Source organism: Streptomyces sp. B15 (assembly GCF_018070605.1).
GTDB classification, from domain to species: domain Bacteria; phylum Actinomycetota; class Actinomycetes; order Streptomycetales; family Streptomycetaceae; genus Streptomyces; species Streptomyces smyrnaeus.
The window spans coordinates 86592-105277 of sequence record NZ_JAGPXJ010000014.1; the positions used below are offsets into that span (position 1 = coordinate 86592).

13 protein-coding genes and 1 pseudogene are annotated in these 18686 nt (G+C 71.2%); 6 read left to right on the plus strand and 8 right to left on the minus strand.

The window, feature by feature from the left end:
* Positions 1–2952, minus strand: a 2952-nt coding sequence (locus tag KBY19_RS09625) for a nitrate- and nitrite sensing domain-containing protein (protein ID WP_307843478.1), incomplete at its 3' end; no start/stop codon positions are given.
* Between the two features lie 561 nt (positions 2953–3513).
* On the opposite strand from KBY19_RS09625, the gene KBY19_RS09630 reads away from it, so the two are divergent.
* Positions 3514–3702 carry a hypothetical protein gene (locus tag KBY19_RS09630; protein ID WP_099884539.1) on the plus strand — a complete coding sequence of 63 codons (189 nt, stop codon included), beginning with the start codon at positions 3514–3516 and terminating at the stop codon, positions 3700–3702.
* A gap of 170 nt (positions 3703–3872) precedes the next feature.
* On the opposite strand, the gene KBY19_RS09635 is transcribed toward KBY19_RS09630, so the two are convergent.
* From KBY19_RS09635 to KBY19_RS09645, 3 genes are all read right to left on the minus strand, one after another.
* Positions 3873–4130, minus strand: coding sequence for an acyl-CoA carboxylase epsilon subunit (locus KBY19_RS09635; protein WP_099884537.1), 258 nt, complete (start codon positions 4128–4130; stop codon positions 3873–3875).
* An 11-nt stretch (positions 4131–4141) separates the two neighbouring features.
* Positions 4142–5782: an acyl-CoA carboxylase subunit beta gene (locus KBY19_RS09640; RefSeq protein ID WP_221506047.1), complete on the minus strand. Its 1641-nt coding sequence runs from the start codon at positions 5780–5782 to the stop codon at positions 4142–4144.
* A 258-nt stretch (positions 5783–6040) separates the two neighbouring features.
* On the minus strand, positions 6041–7552 hold the full coding sequence (locus KBY19_RS09645) for a cytosine permease (RefSeq protein ID WP_210965590.1): 1512 nt from the start codon (positions 7550–7552) through the stop codon (positions 6041–6043).
* A gap of 167 nt (positions 7553–7719) precedes the next feature.
* Between KBY19_RS09645 and ureA the strand changes: the two genes are divergently transcribed.
* From ureA to KBY19_RS09665, 4 genes are all read left to right on the plus strand, one after another.
* Positions 7720–8448: an urease subunit gamma gene (ureA, locus tag KBY19_RS09650; protein ID WP_210965591.1), complete on the plus strand. Its 729-nt coding sequence runs from the start codon at positions 7720–7722 to the stop codon at positions 8446–8448.
* Complete coding sequence (locus tag KBY19_RS09655; protein ID WP_185018223.1) at positions 8445–10163, plus strand: urease subunit alpha; 1719 nt, start codon at positions 8445–8447, stop codon at positions 10161–10163. Before ureA ends, KBY19_RS09655 begins: the two co-directional genes overlap by 4 nt.
* Positions 10164–10229: 66 nt before the next feature.
* Positions 10230–11267, plus strand: coding sequence for an agmatine/peptidylarginine deiminase (locus KBY19_RS09660; protein WP_210965592.1), 1038 nt, complete (start codon positions 10230–10232; stop codon positions 11265–11267).
* 140 nt (positions 11268–11407) lie between these two features.
* Positions 11408–11956, plus strand: coding sequence for a TetR/AcrR family transcriptional regulator (locus KBY19_RS09665; RefSeq protein ID WP_247690805.1), 549 nt, complete (start codon positions 11408–11410; stop codon positions 11954–11956).
* Positions 11957–12001: 45 nt separating this feature from the next.
* Here the strand turns inward: KBY19_RS09665 and cimA are convergent, their stop codons facing one another.
* The 4 genes from cimA to KBY19_RS09685 form a co-directional block, all read right to left on the minus strand.
* On the minus strand, positions 12002–13606 hold the full coding sequence (gene cimA / locus KBY19_RS09670; RefSeq protein WP_099884528.1) for a citramalate synthase: 1605 nt from the start codon (positions 13604–13606) through the stop codon (positions 12002–12004).
* Positions 13607–13914: 308 nt separating this feature from the next.
* On the minus strand, positions 13915–15561 hold the full coding sequence (locus tag KBY19_RS09675; RefSeq protein WP_210965593.1) for an alkaline phosphatase: 1647 nt from the start codon (positions 15559–15561) through the stop codon (positions 13915–13917).
* Between the two features lie 166 nt (positions 15562–15727).
* Positions 15728–16834 (minus strand): branched-chain amino acid aminotransferase, encoded by a 1107-nt coding sequence (locus KBY19_RS09680; RefSeq protein ID WP_099884527.1) that lies wholly within the window; start codon positions 16832–16834, stop codon positions 15728–15730.
* Between the two features lie 226 nt (positions 16835–17060).
* Positions 17061–18128, minus strand: coding sequence for a 3-isopropylmalate dehydrogenase (locus KBY19_RS09685; RefSeq protein ID WP_210956238.1), 1068 nt, complete (start codon positions 18126–18128; stop codon positions 17061–17063).
* Between the two features lie 171 nt (positions 18129–18299).
* On the opposite strand from KBY19_RS09685, the pseudogene KBY19_RS09690 reads away from it, so the two are divergent.
* Positions 18300–18686: pseudogene (locus KBY19_RS09690) on the plus strand (hypothetical protein); the annotation flags it as partial.

An 18686-nucleotide genomic window follows, 5' to 3' on the forward strand; every position in this document is an offset into this window, starting at 1 on the left:
GCCGGTGTCGACGGGGCCGTCCGGGGTGATACGCGGAATCTCGCTCGTACTGCCCGGCCCCTCGGTCGGCGAGCCCGGACGCGCGTACTCACCCGTGGCGGACGGGCCGGCCTGCGAGCCCGGCCGTGCGAACTGACCCGTGTCGGCGGGGCCGCCCTGGCCGATCTGCGGGAACTGCCCCGTGTTGCCGGGGCCCTGCTGCTGCCCACCCGGGCCCGGGTACCCGCCGCTCTGCGCGGGATCGCCCGACTGCGGCAGCGCGAACTGGCCGGTGCCGGTGGTCGGTTGGGGGCGCGGAGCCGACGGGGCGCCGGGAAGCTCGGCCGCGGGACCGCCCTGGCCGCGGCTGGGCAGCGGCGGGGTGGCGCCGTGGGGAGAGTCGCCCCCGTTGCCGGGACCGGCCGGTGCCTCGCCCGGGCGGGCCGGGTTGGGCGGTGCGCCGAAGAAGTTGACGGAACTGCCGCCGCCCGAACCGACCTGGGTCCGGCCGGCGTCCCGGGCGGGCAGTGCGGGACGGGATCCGCCCGTGTCCTGGCCGCGCGGGGGCAGCGCGCCCATGCGCGAGGGCTCGTCGGCGCCGATCCCGGCACCGGCGGGCGCCTGGCCCGGGGCGCCCGGGGCGCCGTTCTGCGGGCCGCGCTGCAGCGCCGCCGCGAGGTTGCCGCCCTTGCTGCCGCCCCTGGCCTGCGGGGGCGGCGGCCCGCCCTGGCCGCCGGGCGTGCCCGCTCCGGGGCGGCCCTTCGGACCCTGGGCACCGCCCTGTGCGACATCGACGGGGAGCATGACCAGCGCGGTCGTACCCCCGGAGTCGGAGGGGCGCAGCTGGATGCGGATACCGTGCCGCAAGGAGAGCCGGCCGACCACGAACAGGCCCATGCGACGGGAGACGGAGACGTCCACCGTCGGCGGGTTGGCCAGCCGCTCGTTGATCGCGGACAGGTCCTCGGGCGACAGCCCGATGCCGGTGTCGTGGATCTCGATGAGCACCCGGCCGTCGGGCAGCGCGTGGCCGGTGACCTTGACCTTGGTCTGCGGCGAGGAGAACGAGGTGGCGTTCTCCAGCAGCTCGGCGAGCAGGTGGACGAGGTCGTTGACGACGCGGCCCGCGACCTCGGTCGTGGGTACCGAGTTGAGCTCGATGCGCTCGTACTGCTCCACCTCGGAGGCGGCGGCGCGGAGCACGTCGACCAGCGGGACGGGGCGCGTCCAGCGGCGGCCGGGCTCCTCGCCGGCGAGAACCAGCAGGTTCTCGCCGTTGCGGCGCATGCGGGTGGCGAGGTGGTCGAGCTTGAAGAGCGAGGAGAGCTGGTCCGGGTCGGCCTCGCGGGACTCCAGTTCGGAGATGAGCGAGAGCTGGCGCTGGATCAGGCCCTGGCTGCGTCGCGAGAGGTTGGTGAACATCGCGTTGACGTTGCCTCGCAGCAGCGCCTGCTCACCGGCGAGGCGGACGGCCTCGCGGTGGACGTCGTCGAAGGCCGCGGCCACCTTGCCGATCTCGTCCCGGCTGTGCACGCCGACGGACTCCACGGAGGTGTCCACGTCCTGCGGCTCGGCCTCGGACATCTGCTTGACCAGCTCGGGCAGCCGCTTGCGGGCCACGTCCTGCGCCGTGTCCTGCAGCCGGCGCAGCGAGCGGACCATGGAGCGGGCGACGACGAACGCGCCGACCAGCGAGATGCCGAGGACGAGCAGGATGAGCGCACCGCTGATCAGCGCTTCGCGCTGGGCCTCGGCGCGCAGCTCGCGCGCCTGCTGCTCCATCTGCTCCAGCAGCGTGCGCTCGATCTTCCCCATGTTGTCGATCTTGGAGGCGTCCTGGTCCATCCAGTCGACGTAGGTGCGCTTCTGCTTCCGGATCGCGTCCGGGCTGTGCAGCATCCGCTTGCTGTAGTTGTCCGCGAGCCGGACGTTGACATCGCCGCCGGTGAGCGGCTTGAGGAGGGATTCGGTGTCCTTGGCGCCGTAGATCTGGCCGAAGCTGTCGAGCTCGGCCTCCTCACTGTCGTCGGCGGTCCGGGCGTAGAGCCGGTCGTTCTCGGAGAGCTTGGGGCGGGGCTGGTGGGCCAGTCCGGCGGAGATGATCGCGCGCTGCATGGAGGCGTACTCCTTGGCGCTGGAGAAGGCGGCCAGCGCGCGGGTGCTGCGGATCATCTCCGAGTTGCTGGTCGCCTGCGCCATGTCCTGCGAGAGGGAGAGCAGCGATTGGATCAGCTGGTTGTAGGCGTTGACCGTCTGGGAGACGTTGTCCGGGTTCTCGTAGGCGCGCTCGCGGATCGAGTTGATCGCTTCGACCTGACGCAGGATGTCCAGGACGGTGGAGTTGACCCCCGCCATCACCTTGTCGCTGCTGTCGATGTCGGCCGTGGCCTTCTTGAAGGACCGGAAGGCCTTGTCGGTCTCCTCGCGCGGGGCGACGACGGACTCGTCCTTCTCGTTGCCGGTGCTCACCAGCGGGCCGGCGGACTTGTCGCGCTCGTCCTGAAGCTTCGCCGCCAGGTTGGTGGCCTGCTCCGTCATCTCGGTGAGGAGCTTCATGTTGTCGAGCTGGTCGACGTTCTGCAGCGAGCTGGAGATTCGCATGCCGCCGAGCGTGGTGGCGGCGATGACGGGCAGCGCGAGGAGGGAGACCAGGCGGGTGCTGATGCGCCAGTTGCGCAGGGCCACCCGGGATCCGAGGTCGGGGCCCTCGGGGGTGTCCTTGCCCTTGGCGCCGCTCTCCCCCTTGGCCGGCTTGTCGGCCTTGCCCTGCTTGCTCCCCTTGCCGGCCTTCCCCTTGTCGGCCTTGCCTTTCCCGGCACCCTGCGCGGTGCTCATCTGCTGACCGGAAAGCGCGCCCTGCTCACCACCCGCGGGCCCGCCGTCCTGGGCACGCTGGGGCTGGGAACCGCCGGCCGAGCCTTGCGCCTCCGGGGCTCCCTCAGCGCTGCCATCCCTCTTGAAACGTCCCTGCACTAGCGTCGCAACCTCTGGACCAGGCGTCCCCCCGCTCGCGACGGCGGGACGGTATCGAGTCGTGGGGGTCCGAGTCCCCCATGGCGGTCGTGATGACCGGCGCGTCCCCTCATCACCGTCGCGCGGCGCCGCTCTGTGGCACCCGTCGCGCTCCGGTCTGTTTCGTCCTGCGGCGGTCCGTGGAATTCCAGCACAGTGCCGGATCTCCAACAAGGGCTGTGGATAACCCTTGGGAGTCGGTAACCGAACGCACACAAAATTTTACAGGCAGTTCGACCGCCGCCATGGAATGCCGGATTCCTCCCGGTCGAGCACACGGGACCGCGACGATGTGTGCGGTGTCCAACTACTCGGCAGTGCGCGCGTATTACACCTTTAGCCCGTCGTGTCCGATTACGGTCCCGGTTTCAACGATTACTTATGTCGGTTTTGGTAACGGCCTCGTGAGCAAACTCACATACCTGTCGTTGCCTAGATCACGTTCCGGATGGGAATAGCGCGCCTACTCTCGGCGTTTACACAGCGCACTGAAATGACAAGCCGAGCGAGGTAAGGGCACCAGTGAAGTCCACACCGACCATGCGGAACATAGCCAACCCGCGGCGCACCACCCTGGCACACCTGAAGGACGCCGACGAGCTGACGACCGAAGCCGTCGCCGCTTATGAGGCCCAGGAGGCGGAAGCCGCCCTTCCGGAGCGGACCGCCAACCCGCGCCGCACCGTACTGGTCGACTCCCCGGCGAGCTGACCCTCGCCTTCGGGCCCGGCGCCCGAAGACACAGCAGCGCTGGTCACGCAGCCAGGTGCGCAGTCAGCTGCGCGACCCGGAACAACCAGAGGCGCGTGCCGGAACCCTGTCTCCCGGGGTTCGGGCACGCGCCTCTGTCGTCTCTTCGGCCTCAGCCTTGCGGCCGCGCCTCAGCCCTGCCAGCTGTGCGGGGCGCGGAAGCCGTGCTGTCGCTCCAGCCGGCGCCACCCCGCCTTGGTCGGGCGCCCACGGTGCGCGGACGGCTGCGTGTGCTCGGCGCGGGTCGAGGCGGCGGCGCGGGCGAGGAGCAGCGCGGTGACCGCGGCCAGCTCCTCCGCGTTCGCCTGGCCCTTCTCCACGCGCACCACGCTGTTCGCCTCGGCGCTCAGCGGGCCCGTACTGCCAGGCTCCTTCGGGGTCTCGTTCATGTGTGCTCCCATCACTGCGGGGGGTTGCCGTGCTTGCGCGACGGCAGGTCTGCGTGCTTGCTGCGCAACATCGCGAGGGACCGGATGAGCACCTCGCGGGTCTCGACCGGGTCGATGACGTCGTCCACCAGGCCGCGTTCGGCGGCGTAGTAGGGGTGCATCAGCTCGGCCTTGTACTCCTTGACCATGCGGGCGCGCATGGCCTCGGGGTCGTCGGCCGACGCGATCTGCTTGCGGAAGATGACGTTGGCGGCGCCCTCGGCCCCCATCACCGCGATCTCGTTGGTCGGCCAGGCGAACGTCAGGTCGGCGCCGATGGACTGGCTGTCCATGACGATGTACGCACCGCCGTACGCCTTGCGCAGGACGACGGAGATACGGGGCACAGTGGCGTTGCAGTAGGCGTACAGCAGCTTGGCGCCGTGCCGGATGATGCCGCCGTGCTCCTGGTCGACGCCGGGGAGGAAGCCCGGTACGTCGAGCAGGGTGAGGATCGGGATGTTGAAGGCGTCACACATCTGCACGAAGCGCGCCGCCTTCTCACTGGCCTCGATGTCCAGCACTCCGGCCAGCGACTGCGGCTGGTTGGCGACGATGCCGACGACCTCGCCGTCCATCCGGGCCAGGGCGCAGATGATGTTGGTCGCCCAGCGCTCGTGCACCTCCAGGAAGTCGCCGTCGTCGACGAGTTCCTCGATGACCTTGCGCATGTCGTACGGCCGGTTGCCGTCGGCGGGCACCAGGTCCAGCAGGGCTTCACCGCGCCGGTCGGCGGGGTCCGCCGTGGGCTCGGCGGGCGGGTTCTCCCGGTTGTTCTGCGGCAGCAGGGAGAGGAGGTAGCGGACCTCCTCCAGGCAGGTCTCCTCGTCGTCGTAGGCGAAGTGCGCCACGCCGGAGGTGGCCGCGTGCACATCGGCGCCGCCCAGGCCGTCCTGGCTCACCTCGGCGCCGGTCACCGCCTGCACCACGTCCGGGCCGGTGATGAACATCTGCGAGGTGTCGCGAACCATGAAGACGAAGTCGGTCAGCGCGGGGCTGTATGCCGCGCCGCCCGCACAGGGGCCGAGCATCACACTGATCTGCGGGATGACACCGGACGCCTTGGTGTTGCGCTGGAAGATGCCGCCGTACCCGGCCAGGGCCGCGACGCCCTCCTGGATACGGGCGCCGGCACCGTCGTTGAGGGAGACCAGCGGCGCCCCCGCCGCGATCGCCTTGTCCATCAGCTTGTGGATCTTGGTGGCGTGGGCCTCGCCGAGCGCCCCGCCGAAGATCCGGAAGTCGTGCGCGTAGACGAAGACCGTCCGGCCGTGCACGGTGCCCCAGCCGGTGATCACACCGTCGGTGTACGGCTTCTTCTCCTCCAGCCCGAAGCCCGTGGCGCGGTGCCGGCGCAGCGGCTCGATCTCGCGGAAGCTGCCCTCGTCCAGGAGCAGGTCGATCCGCTCCCGGGCGGTCAGCTTGCCCTTGGCGTGCTGGGCCTCGGTCGCCCGCTCGCTGGGGCCCTGGTAGGCCTGCGCACGGATCGCGTGCAGTTCGGCCACGCGCCCGCGCGTGTCCTGCGCAGCAGTGGTGTCCTGCGCGGGAATGGAACCGGGCGAACCAGGCGGAGCCTGCTCGGCCTGGGGCGAGGGCTGGGACAGATCGGTCATGTATAGACCCTACGAAACCGCAGCGCCGATCACCGTCGTCAGATTCGTACAGTCTCCGCGGCTGTTTCATGGCAGCGCTGGACAGAACCTTATGAGAGGGCGGCCGATGAGCAGCGAACTCTCTCATTGCAGGCCTCGGGGGCTGTGGGATTCCCACAGCCCCCTGTCGGTGGTCGATCGGGCCACCGGAGCCGTGGTGCCGCCCACCGTACCGGGCGTCCGTACCCGGTGGCGTACTGCTCGGGCCCGACGCATCGTTCAGGGCCGACGAGCCACTGCCGGCCCCTCCGCGTCCCGGCTGCCCTCCCCCGACCGCCGGCCCGGCGTGTCCCCGTCGGCGGAGGCGGGGGACGGCGCGGAGGCGGGGGACGGCGCGGAGGCGGGGGACGGCGCGCCGGCGGGCACCGACACCAGTAGGAACACCGACGCCGTGACGGCGGCGGAGAGAAGGAAGCTGAGGTCGAAGCCGCCGAGGCGAGGGACGAGGGGGCCGGTGTAGAGGGGGGTGTCGACGGCCAGCAGGCCGACGGCGGAGCCGGTGGCCCAGGCGAGCGTGGCGCGCGGGTTCCAACCCGCGGTGTACCAGTAACGGCCGCCCACCGAACGCCGGTTGAGCACCTGGAGTGCCTCGGCGTCGTAGCGGCCCCGGCAGCGCGCGTGCCCGATCAGCACGATCACGGCCCATGGGGTGCCGACGGCGGTCAGCAGCAGCACGAAGGCCGTCATCGCGTCCTGTGCTTCCCATACGAAGTGGCCGAGGTAGACCAGCGCTGTCGCCAGGGCGGCCACGGCGTAGGTGGCCCGGGTACGGGTCGTGCGCGGAACGATGGCGTCCAGGTCGAGGCCCATGGAGTAGAGCATCAGTCCCGCGTTGCCGATCGAGCCGAGGGAGGCGGCCAGCAGCAGCGGTACCAGGAACCAGAACGGTGCCTGCTGCACCAGTGGCCCCGCGTAGTCGTCGGCGGCGTCCACGGCCACCGCGGTGAAGGTGCCGAAGAGCTGGGGTATCAGCAGTCCGAGGACGAGCCCGGCGCAGGTGGTGAGGTAGACGCGGCGGGAGGAGTGGCGGGCCGGCGACATGTAGCGGGTGTAGTCGCCGAGCAGGGTGATGAAGGCGATGGGGCCGCTGAGTCCGGCCGCCACGACGGACAGCAGCCAGGTGGTCCAGAAGTCGCCGAGCAGATACTCGGTTCCGGCCGGCGCCCTGGTGGTGAAGTGCGGCGCGTACGCGAACAGGCCGACGATCAGCAGCGCGGTCATTCCCACGGCCAGGACGCGGCTCAGCCGCAGCAGCAACTTGTAGCCGTAGACGGCGCACACGGCGGTGCACACGGCCAGCACCGCGTAGACGAGCGCATAACCGGCGGCCGAGTCGGACATTCCCAAGAGCCGGGCCAGCGAGCCGACCATCGCGTCGCCACCGACCCACAGCGTCAAAGCGGTGTAGCCGAGCGAGAGCAGCAGCCCGATCGCGGAGCCCAGCAGCCGGCCGCGTACGCCGAACTGGGCGCCGCTGCTGGTCGACAGGTTGGTCGCGGTGCGCAGTGAGACCAGCGCGAGGGGGGCGACGAGCACAGTGCCGACCAGCGTGCCCACCGCGAGTGAGGAGACGGCGGGCCAGAAGCCGAGCCCGAAGGAGACCGGCAGCCAGCCGAAGATGACGACACCGAGCGCCAGGTTCGACCCGATGAGAAAGCTGACGATGTCGCGGGGGCGGCCTGTGCGCTCCGCTTCGGGGATCACATCGACGCCGTGCTGCTCGATCCGCATGGTGCTCCCTGTGGCTGGGGCCGGCATTTGTTTGAGCAGCGCTCAATCTGAAGCATGGGTAGCTGCGAGGTCAATGGGGGGCACAAAGACTTGACTATTTGAGCGTTGCTCTAAATGCTGACCGGACACACATCGGGACAATCACCACGACCGGAAGGTGGGAGAGCGTGCGGCTGGGTCCGACCGAGCGTGACCGCCTGCTGATCTTCGGCACGGCCGAACTGGCACGGGCCAGACGGGCCAGAGGGCTGCGGCTCAACGTGCCGGAGGCAACGGCGCTGATCGCCGACACCGTGTGCGAGGCCGCCCGCGACGGGTGCCGGCTCGCCGAGGCGATCGAGGCGGGCCGCACGGTACTCGGCCCCGACGACGTGCTGCCCGGGGTGGCCGAGGTGCTCACCGAGATCCAGGTGGAGGCCGTCTTCGACGACGGCTCCCGGCTCGCGGTGGTCCCCTCCCCGCTCGGGCCGGGCACCGGGCAGGGGCCCGGCGCCGTGCTGCCCGCGGGGCCCGAGCAGCACACCGACGCGGCGTACGCGGCGCGGCCGCCCGCGCTGTCGCTGACCGTACGCAACACCGCCGACGTACCGGTCAGCGTCACCTCGCACTTCCACTTCTTCGAGGCCAACCCCCGGCTGTCCTTCGACCGGGCCGCCGCCTACGGGATGCGGCTCGCCGTGCCCGCCGGCTCCTCGGTGCGCTTCGATCCGGGCGGCACCGCCGAGGTGGGACTGGTCCCGCTGGGCGGCGAGCGGGTGGCCATCGGCTTCGCCGGTCTGGTGGACGGTCCGCTGGACGCGCCCGGAGCCCGCGAGGAGGCGCTGCGACGCGCGGCGGCCTGCGGATATCTGGGTGCCGGGCCCCGGAGCGGTGAGCGCGAGGAGGAAGAGGCATGAGCGTGGACGCGCGCGAGTACGCGGCCGTGCACGGACCCCGAGCGGGTGACCGGGTGCGGCTGGGCGACACGGGGCTCGTCGTACGCGTCGAGTCCGACTCCCAGCAGCCGGGCGACGAGTTCCTGGCCGGGTTCGGCAAGACGGCGCGGGACGGGCTGCATCTGCAGGCGGCAGCCGTCCGGGAGACCTGCGACGTGGTGATCAGCAATGTGCTGGTGATCGACGCCGTGCAGGGCATTCGCAAGGTGTCCGTCGGTATCCGCGAGGGCCGTATCCACGCGATCGGCCGCGCCGGCAACCCCGACACCGTCGACGGGGTGGACGTCGTCGTGGGCACCGGCACCTCGATCGTCTCCGGTGAGGGAATGATCGCCACCGCGGGCGCCGTGGACACCCATGTCCATCTGCTGTCCCCGCGCATCATGGAGGCCTCGCTGGCCTCCGGCGTCACCACCGTCATCGGTCAGGAGTTCGGCCCGGTCTGGGGCGTGGGCGTCAACTCGCCCTGGGCGCTGGGGCACGCGTTCTCCGCGTTCGACGCCTGGCCGGTCAACATCGGCTTTCTGGGCCGGGGCTCCTCCTCCCATCCGGCGCCGCTGGTCGAGGCGCTGGCCGAGGGCGGGGCCTGCGGGTTCAAGGTGCACGAGGACATGGGCGCGCACCACCGGGCGCTGGACACCGCGTTGCGGGTGGCCGAGGAGTACGACGTCCAGGTCGCCCTGCACAGTGACGGGCTGAACGAGGCGCTGGCCGTGGAGGACACCCTCGCGGTGCTGGACGGGCGGACCATCCACGCCTTCCACATCGAGGGCTGTGGCGGCGGTCATGTGCCCAACGTGCTGCGGATGGCGGGGGTGCCCAACGTCATCGGCTCCTCCACCAACCCGACGCTGCCGTTCGGCCGGGACGCCGTCGCCGAGCACTACGGGATGATCGTCTCGGTGCACGACCTCAAGCCCGACCTGCCCGGCGACGCGGCCATGGCCCGCGACCGGATCCGCGCGGGCACCATGGGCGCCGAGGACGTGCTGCACGACCTGGGGGCCATCGGCATCACCTCCTCCGACGCGCAGGGCATGGGCCGCGCGGGCGAGACGGTACGCCGTACGTTCCAGATGGCGGCCAAGCTCAAGGCGGAGCGCGGCGAACTGGAGGGCGCCGAGGCGATCGCGGGGACGGACGGGGGCGGGGCCGGCGGGGACGACAACGCGCGCGTGCTGCGCTACATCGCCAAGCTGACCCTCAATCCGGCCCTCGCGCACGGTCTCTCGCACGAGATCGGTTCCCTGGAGGTGGGCAAGATGGCCGACATCGTGCTGTGGCACCCCGCCTACTTCGGCGCCAAGCCGCAGCTGGTCCTCAAGTCCGGCTTCCCCGCCTGGGGCGTCACCGGCGACCCCAACGCCGCGACCGACACCAGCCAGCCCCTGGTGCTCGGCCCGCAGTTCGGGGCGCACGGCGCGGCGCCCGCCGAGTTGTCCGTCGCCTTCGTGTCGCAGGCCGCCGTCGAGCGGGGCGGTGACATGCTGCCGACCCGGCGCCGCCGGGTCGCCGTCCGCGGCACCCGCGGGATCGGCCCGGCCGACCTGGTGCACAACGCGCGGCTGGGCACGGTGGAGGTCGACCAGCACACCGGTCTGGTGACGCTGGACAGCGAGCCGCTGCGCTCCGACCCGGCACAGAGCGTCTCGCTCAACCGCCTCTACTTCCTGTGACCCTCCTCCGACGCTTCCTCCGAGCAGCTCTCCGCAGAGACCGAAAACCACAAGGAATCGCCACCCATGAGCACCCGCACGCCCGCCGCCTCCCCCCTCATGCCGCCCGAGTGGGCACCCCCCGAGCGGACCTGGATGGCATGGCCCGCCGCCAACCCGACGTTCGAGGACGCCGAGGTGCTGGCCGAGGCACGTACCGCCTGGGCGTCGGTCGCCCGCGCCGTACGCCGCTTCGAGCCGGTCACCATGGTGGCCGGCCCGGACGACGTCGCGGGCGCGCGCGAGCAGCTCGGCCCCGAGATCGAGGTCGTCGGGCAGCCGCTGGACGACGCGTGGATGCGCGACATCGGCCCCACCTTCGTCGTCGAGGGCGGCCGACTGGCCGCCGTCGACTGGACGTTCAACGGCTGGGGCGCCCAGCCGTGGGCCCGCTGGGAGCGGGACAAGCTGATCGGCGCGTACGTCGCCGGGCGGGCGGGTGCTGCCGTGCACGCCTCGCCACTGGTCAACGAGGGCGGCGGCATCCATGTGGACGGCGAGGGCACGGTGCTGCTCACCGAGACGGTGCAGCTGGGCCCCGAGCGCAACCCGGGCTGGAGGCACGAGGAGGTCGAGGCGGAGGTCCACGCGCGGCTCGGCACCCGCAAGGCGATCTGGCTGCCGCGCGGGCTGACCGCCGACTACGGCCCGTACGGCACCCGGGGCCATGTGGACCTGGTCGCCGCGTTCGCCGCGCCCGGCGTGGTCGTCGCACACATCCAGCCCGACCCCGCGCACCCCGACCACGACCTGTGCAAGGAGACGGTGAAGCTGCTGCGCTCGGCCACCGACGCGAAGGGCAGGCAACTGGAGGTCGTCGAGCTGCCCGCGCCGACGGTGACGCACACCCCGGACGGCGAGCCGGTCGACTACAGCTACGTCAACCACTACCTGTGCAACGGCGGGGTCGTCCTGTGCGGCTTCGGTGACCCGCGCGACGAGCACGCGGCCGGCGTCTTCCGCCGGCTGTTCCCCCGCCGGACGGTCACGCTGGTGGACGCGCGTACGGTGTTCGCCGCCGGGGGCGGCATCCACTGCATCACCCAGCAGCAGCCCCGGGTGTGAACCGGGCCGGTTAGGCTCGACGGTCGACGGCTCGCGGAGGGGCTTGGAGGAACGCAGCGGTGGTCACAGAGGCGGAGGGCAAGCGCCGGCGGAGTCCTCGGCGTGCGGCGCAGCCCAAGGAGCAGGTGCTGGCCGCCGCCATGGAGATGATCGCCGAACGCGGTCTGGACCGGCTGACGATGGCCGCGCTCGGCCGCGAGGTCGGCATGAGCAGCGGGCATCTCGTCTACTACTTCAAGACCAAGGACGAGTTGCTGCTGCAGACCCTCCAGTGGAGCGAGGAGCAGCTGGGGGCAGCCCGGCGCGCCGCGCTGGCCCGCCGGACCCCGGCCCGCGAGCGGCTGGACGCGCTGGTGGAGCTCTATCTGCCCCACGGCCACCGGGATCCGCACTGGGCGCTGTGGCTGGAGGTGTGGAACCGCTCGCAGTCCGGCGACGACGAGGTACGGGCCCGCCAGCTCGAACTGGAGCTGAGCTGGCACCGTGACCTGGTGGCGCTGCTGGTGGAGGGCATGGCTCAGGGCCAGTTCGCGACGGTCGACGCGGACCGGTTCGCCACCCGCACCCGCGCGCTGCTGGACGGCTTCGGCACCCATCTGGTGGTGGGGCTGCCGGGCATGGACCGGGAGCTGGCGCTCGGACATGTCCGCGACCACTTCGACGAGTCCCTCACACCGGGCAGCGACTGACCGCCCACGGTCGCGTACCCCCAGCTTCGCGGGAGAGCGGCGCCCTTAGTCGTGGGCCTCGACCCCCGCGCGCAGCAATCCGTAGGTGTAGCCGTCGTCCAGTGCCTGCCAGGAGGCGGCGATGACGTTGTCGCCGACGCCGACGGTGGTCCACTCCCCGCTGCCGTCGCTCATCGACAGCAGTACCCGCGTGGTGGACGACGCCCCGTGTGCGCCCTCCAGGATGCGGACCTTGTAGTCCACCAGGTTCAGCCGCGCCAGTTCGGGGTGGATGCGCTCCAGTCCGGCCCGCAGTGCCCGGTCCAGCGCGTCGACGGGGCCGTTGCCCTCGCCGGTGACGACGATCCGCTCGCCCTTGGCCCACAGCTTCACCGTGGCCTCGTTGACCTGCATCCCGTCGGGCCGCTGCTCGACGATGGCGCGCCAGGACTCGGCGCGGAAGAACCGGGGCGCGGTGCCCGTCGCTCCGCCGTGCACCTCGTCGCGGAGCAGCAGCTCGAAGGAGGCGTCGGCGGCCTCGTAGGTGTAGCCCTTGAGTTCCTGCTCCTTGACGCGCTCGACGACGCGGCCGACCAGTTCCCGCTCGCCGCTCAGGTCGTAGCCGAGCTCCTTGCCCTTCAGCTCTACGGAGGCGCGCCCTGCCATGTCGGAGACGAGCATCCGCATGGTGTTGCCGACGAGTTCGGGGGCGATGTGCTGGTAGAGGTCCGGGTCGATCTTGATGGCGGAGGCGTGCAGCCCGCCCTTGTGGGCGAAGGCCGAGGTGCCGACGTAGGGCTGGTGGGTGGAGGGGGTCAGATTGACGACCTCGGCGATGGCGTGCGAGATGCGGGTGGTCTCGGCGAGCGCTCCCTCGGGCAGTACGCGCTTGTCGTACTTGAGCTCCAGCGCGGCGACGACGGGGAAGAGGTTGGCGTTGCCGACACGCTCGCCGTAGCCGTTGGCGGTGCACTGCACATGGGTGGCGCCGCCGTCCACGGCGGCCAGCGTGTTGGCGACGGCACAACCGGTGTCGTCCTGCGCGTGGATGCCCAGCCGGGCGCCGGTGTCCGCGGCGACGGTGCGTACGACGGCCTGGATCCGGGCGGGGATCATGCCGCCGTTGGTGTCGCACAGCACGACCACGTCGGCGCCCGCCTCGTACGCGGCCCGGACGACCTGCTTGGCGTAGCCGGGGTTGGCCTGGTAGCCGTCGAAGAAGTGCTCGCAGTCGACGAAGACCCGGCGGCCGTGCTCGCGCAGATGAGCGACCGTCTCGGAGATCATCGACAGGTTCTCCTCCAGCGTGGTGCGCAGGGCCAGCTCGACATGGCGGTCGTGCGCCTTGGCGACCAGGGTGACCACGGGTGCCTTCGAGTCGAGCAGCGCCTTGACCTGCGGGTCGATCTGCGCGGGGACGCCTGCCCTGCGGGTGGAGCCGAACGCGACGAGCTGCGCGTGCTGGAAGTCGATCTCCTTGGGCGCGCGGGCGAAGAACTCGGTGTCGCGCGGGTTGGCGCCCGGCCAGCCGCCCTCGATGAAGCCGACGCCGTACTCGTCCAGGTGGCGGGCGATGGTCAGCTTGTCGGCGACGGTCAGATTGATGCCCTCGCGCTGTGCTCCGTCACGCAAGGTGGTGTCGAAGACATGGAAGCTGTCGTCGGGGGTCATGGCTGATGGCTCCTGCTGGGTTCAGTGGTTGCGGAAGGAAACGCTCCACTTGCCCCCATCATCCCTCGCGCCTCCGCTTTCGGCCGGGTGGGCCGGAAAACGAAAAAACCCCTCGCGGGTGCGAGAGGTCTGCGCGCGGGTCTGGGGCACGGTGGCCGCTGCCGTAGGGGTCGTTCCACGGCAGTCGGTCACTGCGGACCGGCGCGCCTGCTGCCAATAATCATGACGAACGAGGGCACGGGGGAAGTCTTGCACAACACCGCCCCAGTGCCCCCTCCCGTCTCACGATGCGGAAACGGACCGTCGGCTCACACCTCGTGCAGCCCCTGCTCGCCGACCCGGGTGACGAACGAGGCCGCGGTGCTGATCGGCGCCCCCGGCCTGGTGACGACGGCGACCGTACGGAAGTCCGCACGTGCCTGGCGCTTGTCCAGCCGCACCGTCACATAGCCGCGGTGACCGTTGTAGAACTTCATGTGCGGGTTGGCACCCAGGTAGCTGTCCCAGTTGGCGGGCTTGTCCTCGCCGTCCTGGCCGCTGGTGATGGAGGTGGCCACGATCTCGGTGCCCATGGTGCGGGACTTCTGGTCCCCGAAGTCGCGCTTGATGTCGTACGCGTACCCCCGGTGCACATCCCCCGTGAGCACCATCAGATTGGTGGCGCCGGCCTTCTCCGCACCCGCCAGCAGCCGGTCGCGGGAGGCCGGGGCGCCGTCCCAGGCGTCCATGCTGACCTTGTAGTCGGCGGCGCTGGTGCTGCGCCGCTCGCAGAAGGTGACCTGCTGCGGCACGAGGTTCCACACGGCGTCCGAGGCCCGCCAGCCGTCGATCAGCCAGCGCTCCTGCGCGGCGCCGACCATGGTGCGGGAGGGGTCCGCCGACTCGGGCCCCGGGCGGTGCCAGCCGTCGCCGTAGGCCTGGTCGGAGCGGTACTGGCGGGTGTCGAGGATGTCGAACTGGGCGAGCTTGCCGAACGGTACCCGGCGGTAGAGCTGCATGTCGGGACCCTTGGGCCGCTGGGGCCTGCGCAGCGGCAGGTTCTCCCAGTAGGCGCGGTAGGCGGCGGCCCTGCGCACCAGGAAGTCCTCCGAGGAGCCCCCGTCCTCGGGGATGTCGTCCGCGTAGTTGTTCTCCGTCTCGTGGTCGTCCCAGGTGACGAGGAACGGGTGCGCGGCGTGTGCGGCCTGCAGATCGGGGTCCGACTTGTAGAGCGCGTACCGCAGCCGGTAGTCCTCCAGCGAGACGGTCTCCCGGTTGAAGAGGGCCGGCAGTTCCCGGTCGGTGTAGGCGCGGGAGCCGCCGTGCGCGTCGACGGCGTACTCGTACAGATAGTCGCCGAGGTGGAAGACCAGGTCCACGTCCTCCTCGGCGAGGTGGCGGTGCGCGGTGAAGTAGCCGTGGTGGTACGCCTGACAGGAGACGGCGGCCAGCCGCAGCTCGTTCAGGTCGGCGCCGGGTGCCGGCGCCGTCCGGGTACGGCCCACCGGGCTGATCCACTTGCCGACGCGGAAGCGGTAATAGTAGACGCGGTCGGCACCCAGCCCCTCGGCCTCCACATGGACCGCGTGGTTCAGCTCCGGGTGCGCGGTGGTCTTCCCCCGGCGCACGACACGGCGGAAGCGCCGGTCGTGGGCCAGCTCCCACCGGACGGTGATCCGCGCCTTGGGCAGTCCGCTGCCGGGCTCGTACGGCTTGGGCGCGAGCCGGGTCCACAGCACCACGGAGCCGGGCAGCGGATCGCCCGAGGCGACGCCCAGGGTGAAGGGGTCGGCGCGGACAGCCGTGCGCGCGTCCGCCTCTGCCGCCTGGGCGCTGCCCGGGAGATTGGTGGTGAAAGCGAGTGCCGCGGCGGCGCCCGTGACGGTCAGCAGACGGCGGCGGCCCCATGCGGCCGCCGCTCGTCTGATCTCCTGCTGATTCTCCTGATCCTGCTGTGTCGTCTCATGAGGCGGCATCGTGGATCTCGGCCCTCCCGGGAGGCAGTCGATGACACCGTCATCACAGCGCTGCCGAAAGGCACTTCAGCTACGGAAGCCCGACCGCTGCATGTCAGGTACATGTACGCCGAGTCGGTTCCGGGCTTACCCGATACGCCCCACGATGTCCGGGAGGGCCTACCCGTCAGGAGGCGACAGTGTGCATCCAGCCGTGCTCGTCCTCGGCCTGCCCGGTCTGGATCGCCAGCAGTTTCTCCCGGAGCTTCATGGTGATCTCGCCCGCCCCGCCGTCGCCGACCTTCCACTCGCCGCGCGCCGACTTGACCTCACCGACAGGTGTGATCACGGCGGCGGTCCCGCAGGCGAAGACCTCGCTGATCGAGCCGTCGGCGTTGCCCGCGCGCCACTCGTCGGTGGTGATCCGCGTCTCGCCCGTCTCGTATCCCAGGTCGGCGGCGATCTGCAGCAGCGAGTCCCGGGTGATGCCCGGCAGCAGCGTGCCGGTCAGCTCAGGGGTGACGATCCGCGCTTCGGCACCGGTGCCGTGGACGAAGTAGAGGTTCATGCCGCCCATCTCCTCGATGTAGCGGCGCTCCACGGCGTCCAGCCACACGACCTGGTCACAGCCCTTGTCGGCGGCCTCGGCCTGGGCGACCAGCGAAGCGGCGTAGTTGCCCGCGCACTTGGCCTCCCCGGTCCCGCCCGGCGCAGCACGCACGTACTCCTCGGACAGCCACACCGAGACGGGCTTGACCCCGCCGGGGAAGTAGGAGGCCGCCGGGGACGCTATGACCATGAACGTGTACTGGTTGGCCGGCCGGACCCCCAGCCCGACCTCGGTGGCGAACATGAACGGACGCAGATACAGCGACGCCTCGCCCCCACCGGGCACCCACGCCTTGTCCTGCCCCACCAGCAGGTCGCACGCCTCGATGAAGGTCTCCACCGGGAGCTCGGGCATCGCCAGCCGGCGCGCGCTGCGCTGGAAGCGGCGGGCGTTGGCGTCGGGCCGGAACACCTTCACCGAGCCGTCCGGCTGCCGGTACGCCTTGAGCCCCTCGAAGATCGACTGCGCGTAGTGCAGCGTCATGTTCGCCGGGTCCAGCTGGAGCGGGGCGTACGGCTGCAGCTGCGCGTCGTGCCAGCCACGGCCCTCGGTCCACTGGATGGTGACCATGTGGTCGGTGAAGTACCGCCCGAAACCGGGGTCCGCCAGTACCGCTTCGCGCTCGGCTGCACCGAGAGGTTGAGCGGCGGGCTTCAGATCGAATGCGATACGGGGCGTCGTCATGTCCGCGTCCTTAACTCGTCGTGATGCGGACCCCCACGGGGTGAGCCGCCCCGACGGTGCGGCTGACCATCGGGGTGACTGCCCCCGCACGGTGCCGGTGCTCCGGGCACCCTCGCCGGGGGCGGTCCACACCCCGATTATCGCGCGCAGGTCAACCGCCACCGGACGCGGGTACGGCAGCCCTGCTCAGCGCGCACATGTGTCGCCGGGCGGTGACCCGGAGGGGTCAGCCGGCCACCCGGGCCGCCAGGGCGTCCCCGATCTCCTCGGTGGTCCGCGCCGCTGCGGTGCCCCGCTCGGCGAGGTCCGTGGTGACGGCCTCATCGATGCGCTCGGCCTCGGCCTCGTAGCCCAGGTGCCGCAGCAGCAGGGCGACGGAGAGCACCGTGGCCGTCGGGTCCGCCTTCCCGGTGCCGGCGATGTCGGGCGCGGACCCGTGCACGGGCTCGAACATCGAGGGGAACCGGCGGGTGGGGTTGATGTTCCCGGAGGCGGCCAGGCCGATCCCACCGCTGACGGCGGCGGCGAGGTCGGTGATGATGTCGCCGAAGAGGTTGTCGGTGACGATCACGTCGAACCGCGCCGGGTCGGTGACCAGGAAGATGGTGGCGGCGTCCACGTGCAGATAGTCGGTGGTCACCTCGGGGTACTCGCGCCCCACCCGGTCGAAGGTGTCCTTCCACAGGTGACCGGCGTGCACCAGCACATTGTTCTTGTGCACCAGCGTCAGCTTCTTGCGCGGACGCGCCTGCGCCCGCGCGTACGCGTCGCGCACGACCCGCTCCACACCGAACGCGGTGTTGACGCTCACCTCGTTGGCGACCTCCTGCGGGGTGCCCTTGCGGATCGTCCCGCCGTTGCCGACGTACGGCCCCTCGGTGCCCTCGCGGACGACGACGAAGTCGATCTCGGGGCTGCCCGCCAGCGGGGAGGTGGTGTTCGGGAAGAGCTTGGAGGGGCGCAGATTGACGAAGTGGTCGAAGGCGAAGCGCAGCTTGAGCAGCAGCCCGCGCTCCAGCACCCCGGAGGGGACGCCGGGGTCGCCGATCGCACCGAGCAGGATCGCGTCGTGCGCCTTGAGCCGCTCCAGCTCCTCGTCGGTGAGCGTCTCCCCCGTGGCGTGCCAGCGTTTGGCGCCGAGATCGTACTCGTGCGTCTCCAGCTTGACGTCCTGCGGGAGGACGGCGGTGAGGACCTTGAGGCCCTGGGCGACGACCTCGGGGCCGATTCCGTCGCCGGAGATCACTGCGAGGTCGATGGTGCGGTCCGTGCGGGAGGCCGTTCCTGAAGACATGCGCCCGACACTACTCTCCGTCCCAGGCTGTGACATAAGCCTGTCCGTATGACGGACGGCGGCAGAGGGTGCGAGGCCCGCGCACACCGTTGCACCTGCCGACGAACGCCGTTCACGCCACGTACCCGTCGGCGTCTTCCGGCAGTTGGCGCTCATTGGGACCGTGGGCCCATGGCCGCGAACGATCTGCCGAACCTCGGGATCCCCGCCCGGCTCGCCGCCCGGATGAGCATGGCCGAGCAGCACGCCTATCTGCGCGAGAAGCTGACCCGCGCGCCCCGCTCCACCGGCCGGAGCGGCCCCACCCGGCGCGGGGTACTGCGCGGGGGCGGGCTGATGGTGGCGGGCGCCGCCGGCGCCGCCGGACTGGTAGTCGGCTCCGACGCCGCACTCGATCATGGTCCCGGCGACCCCGCCGGCGCCGGGGCCGGTCTGCCGGGGCCTCACCGCGAGCCCGCCCGCCCGGGAGCCGGTGTCCTGCGCCGGGAGGGCGGCGGGGGGCGCGCCGCAGGCGCGGAGCGGGCCCCCGGCGGCGATGGGCGCGGCGAGCCGAGGGCG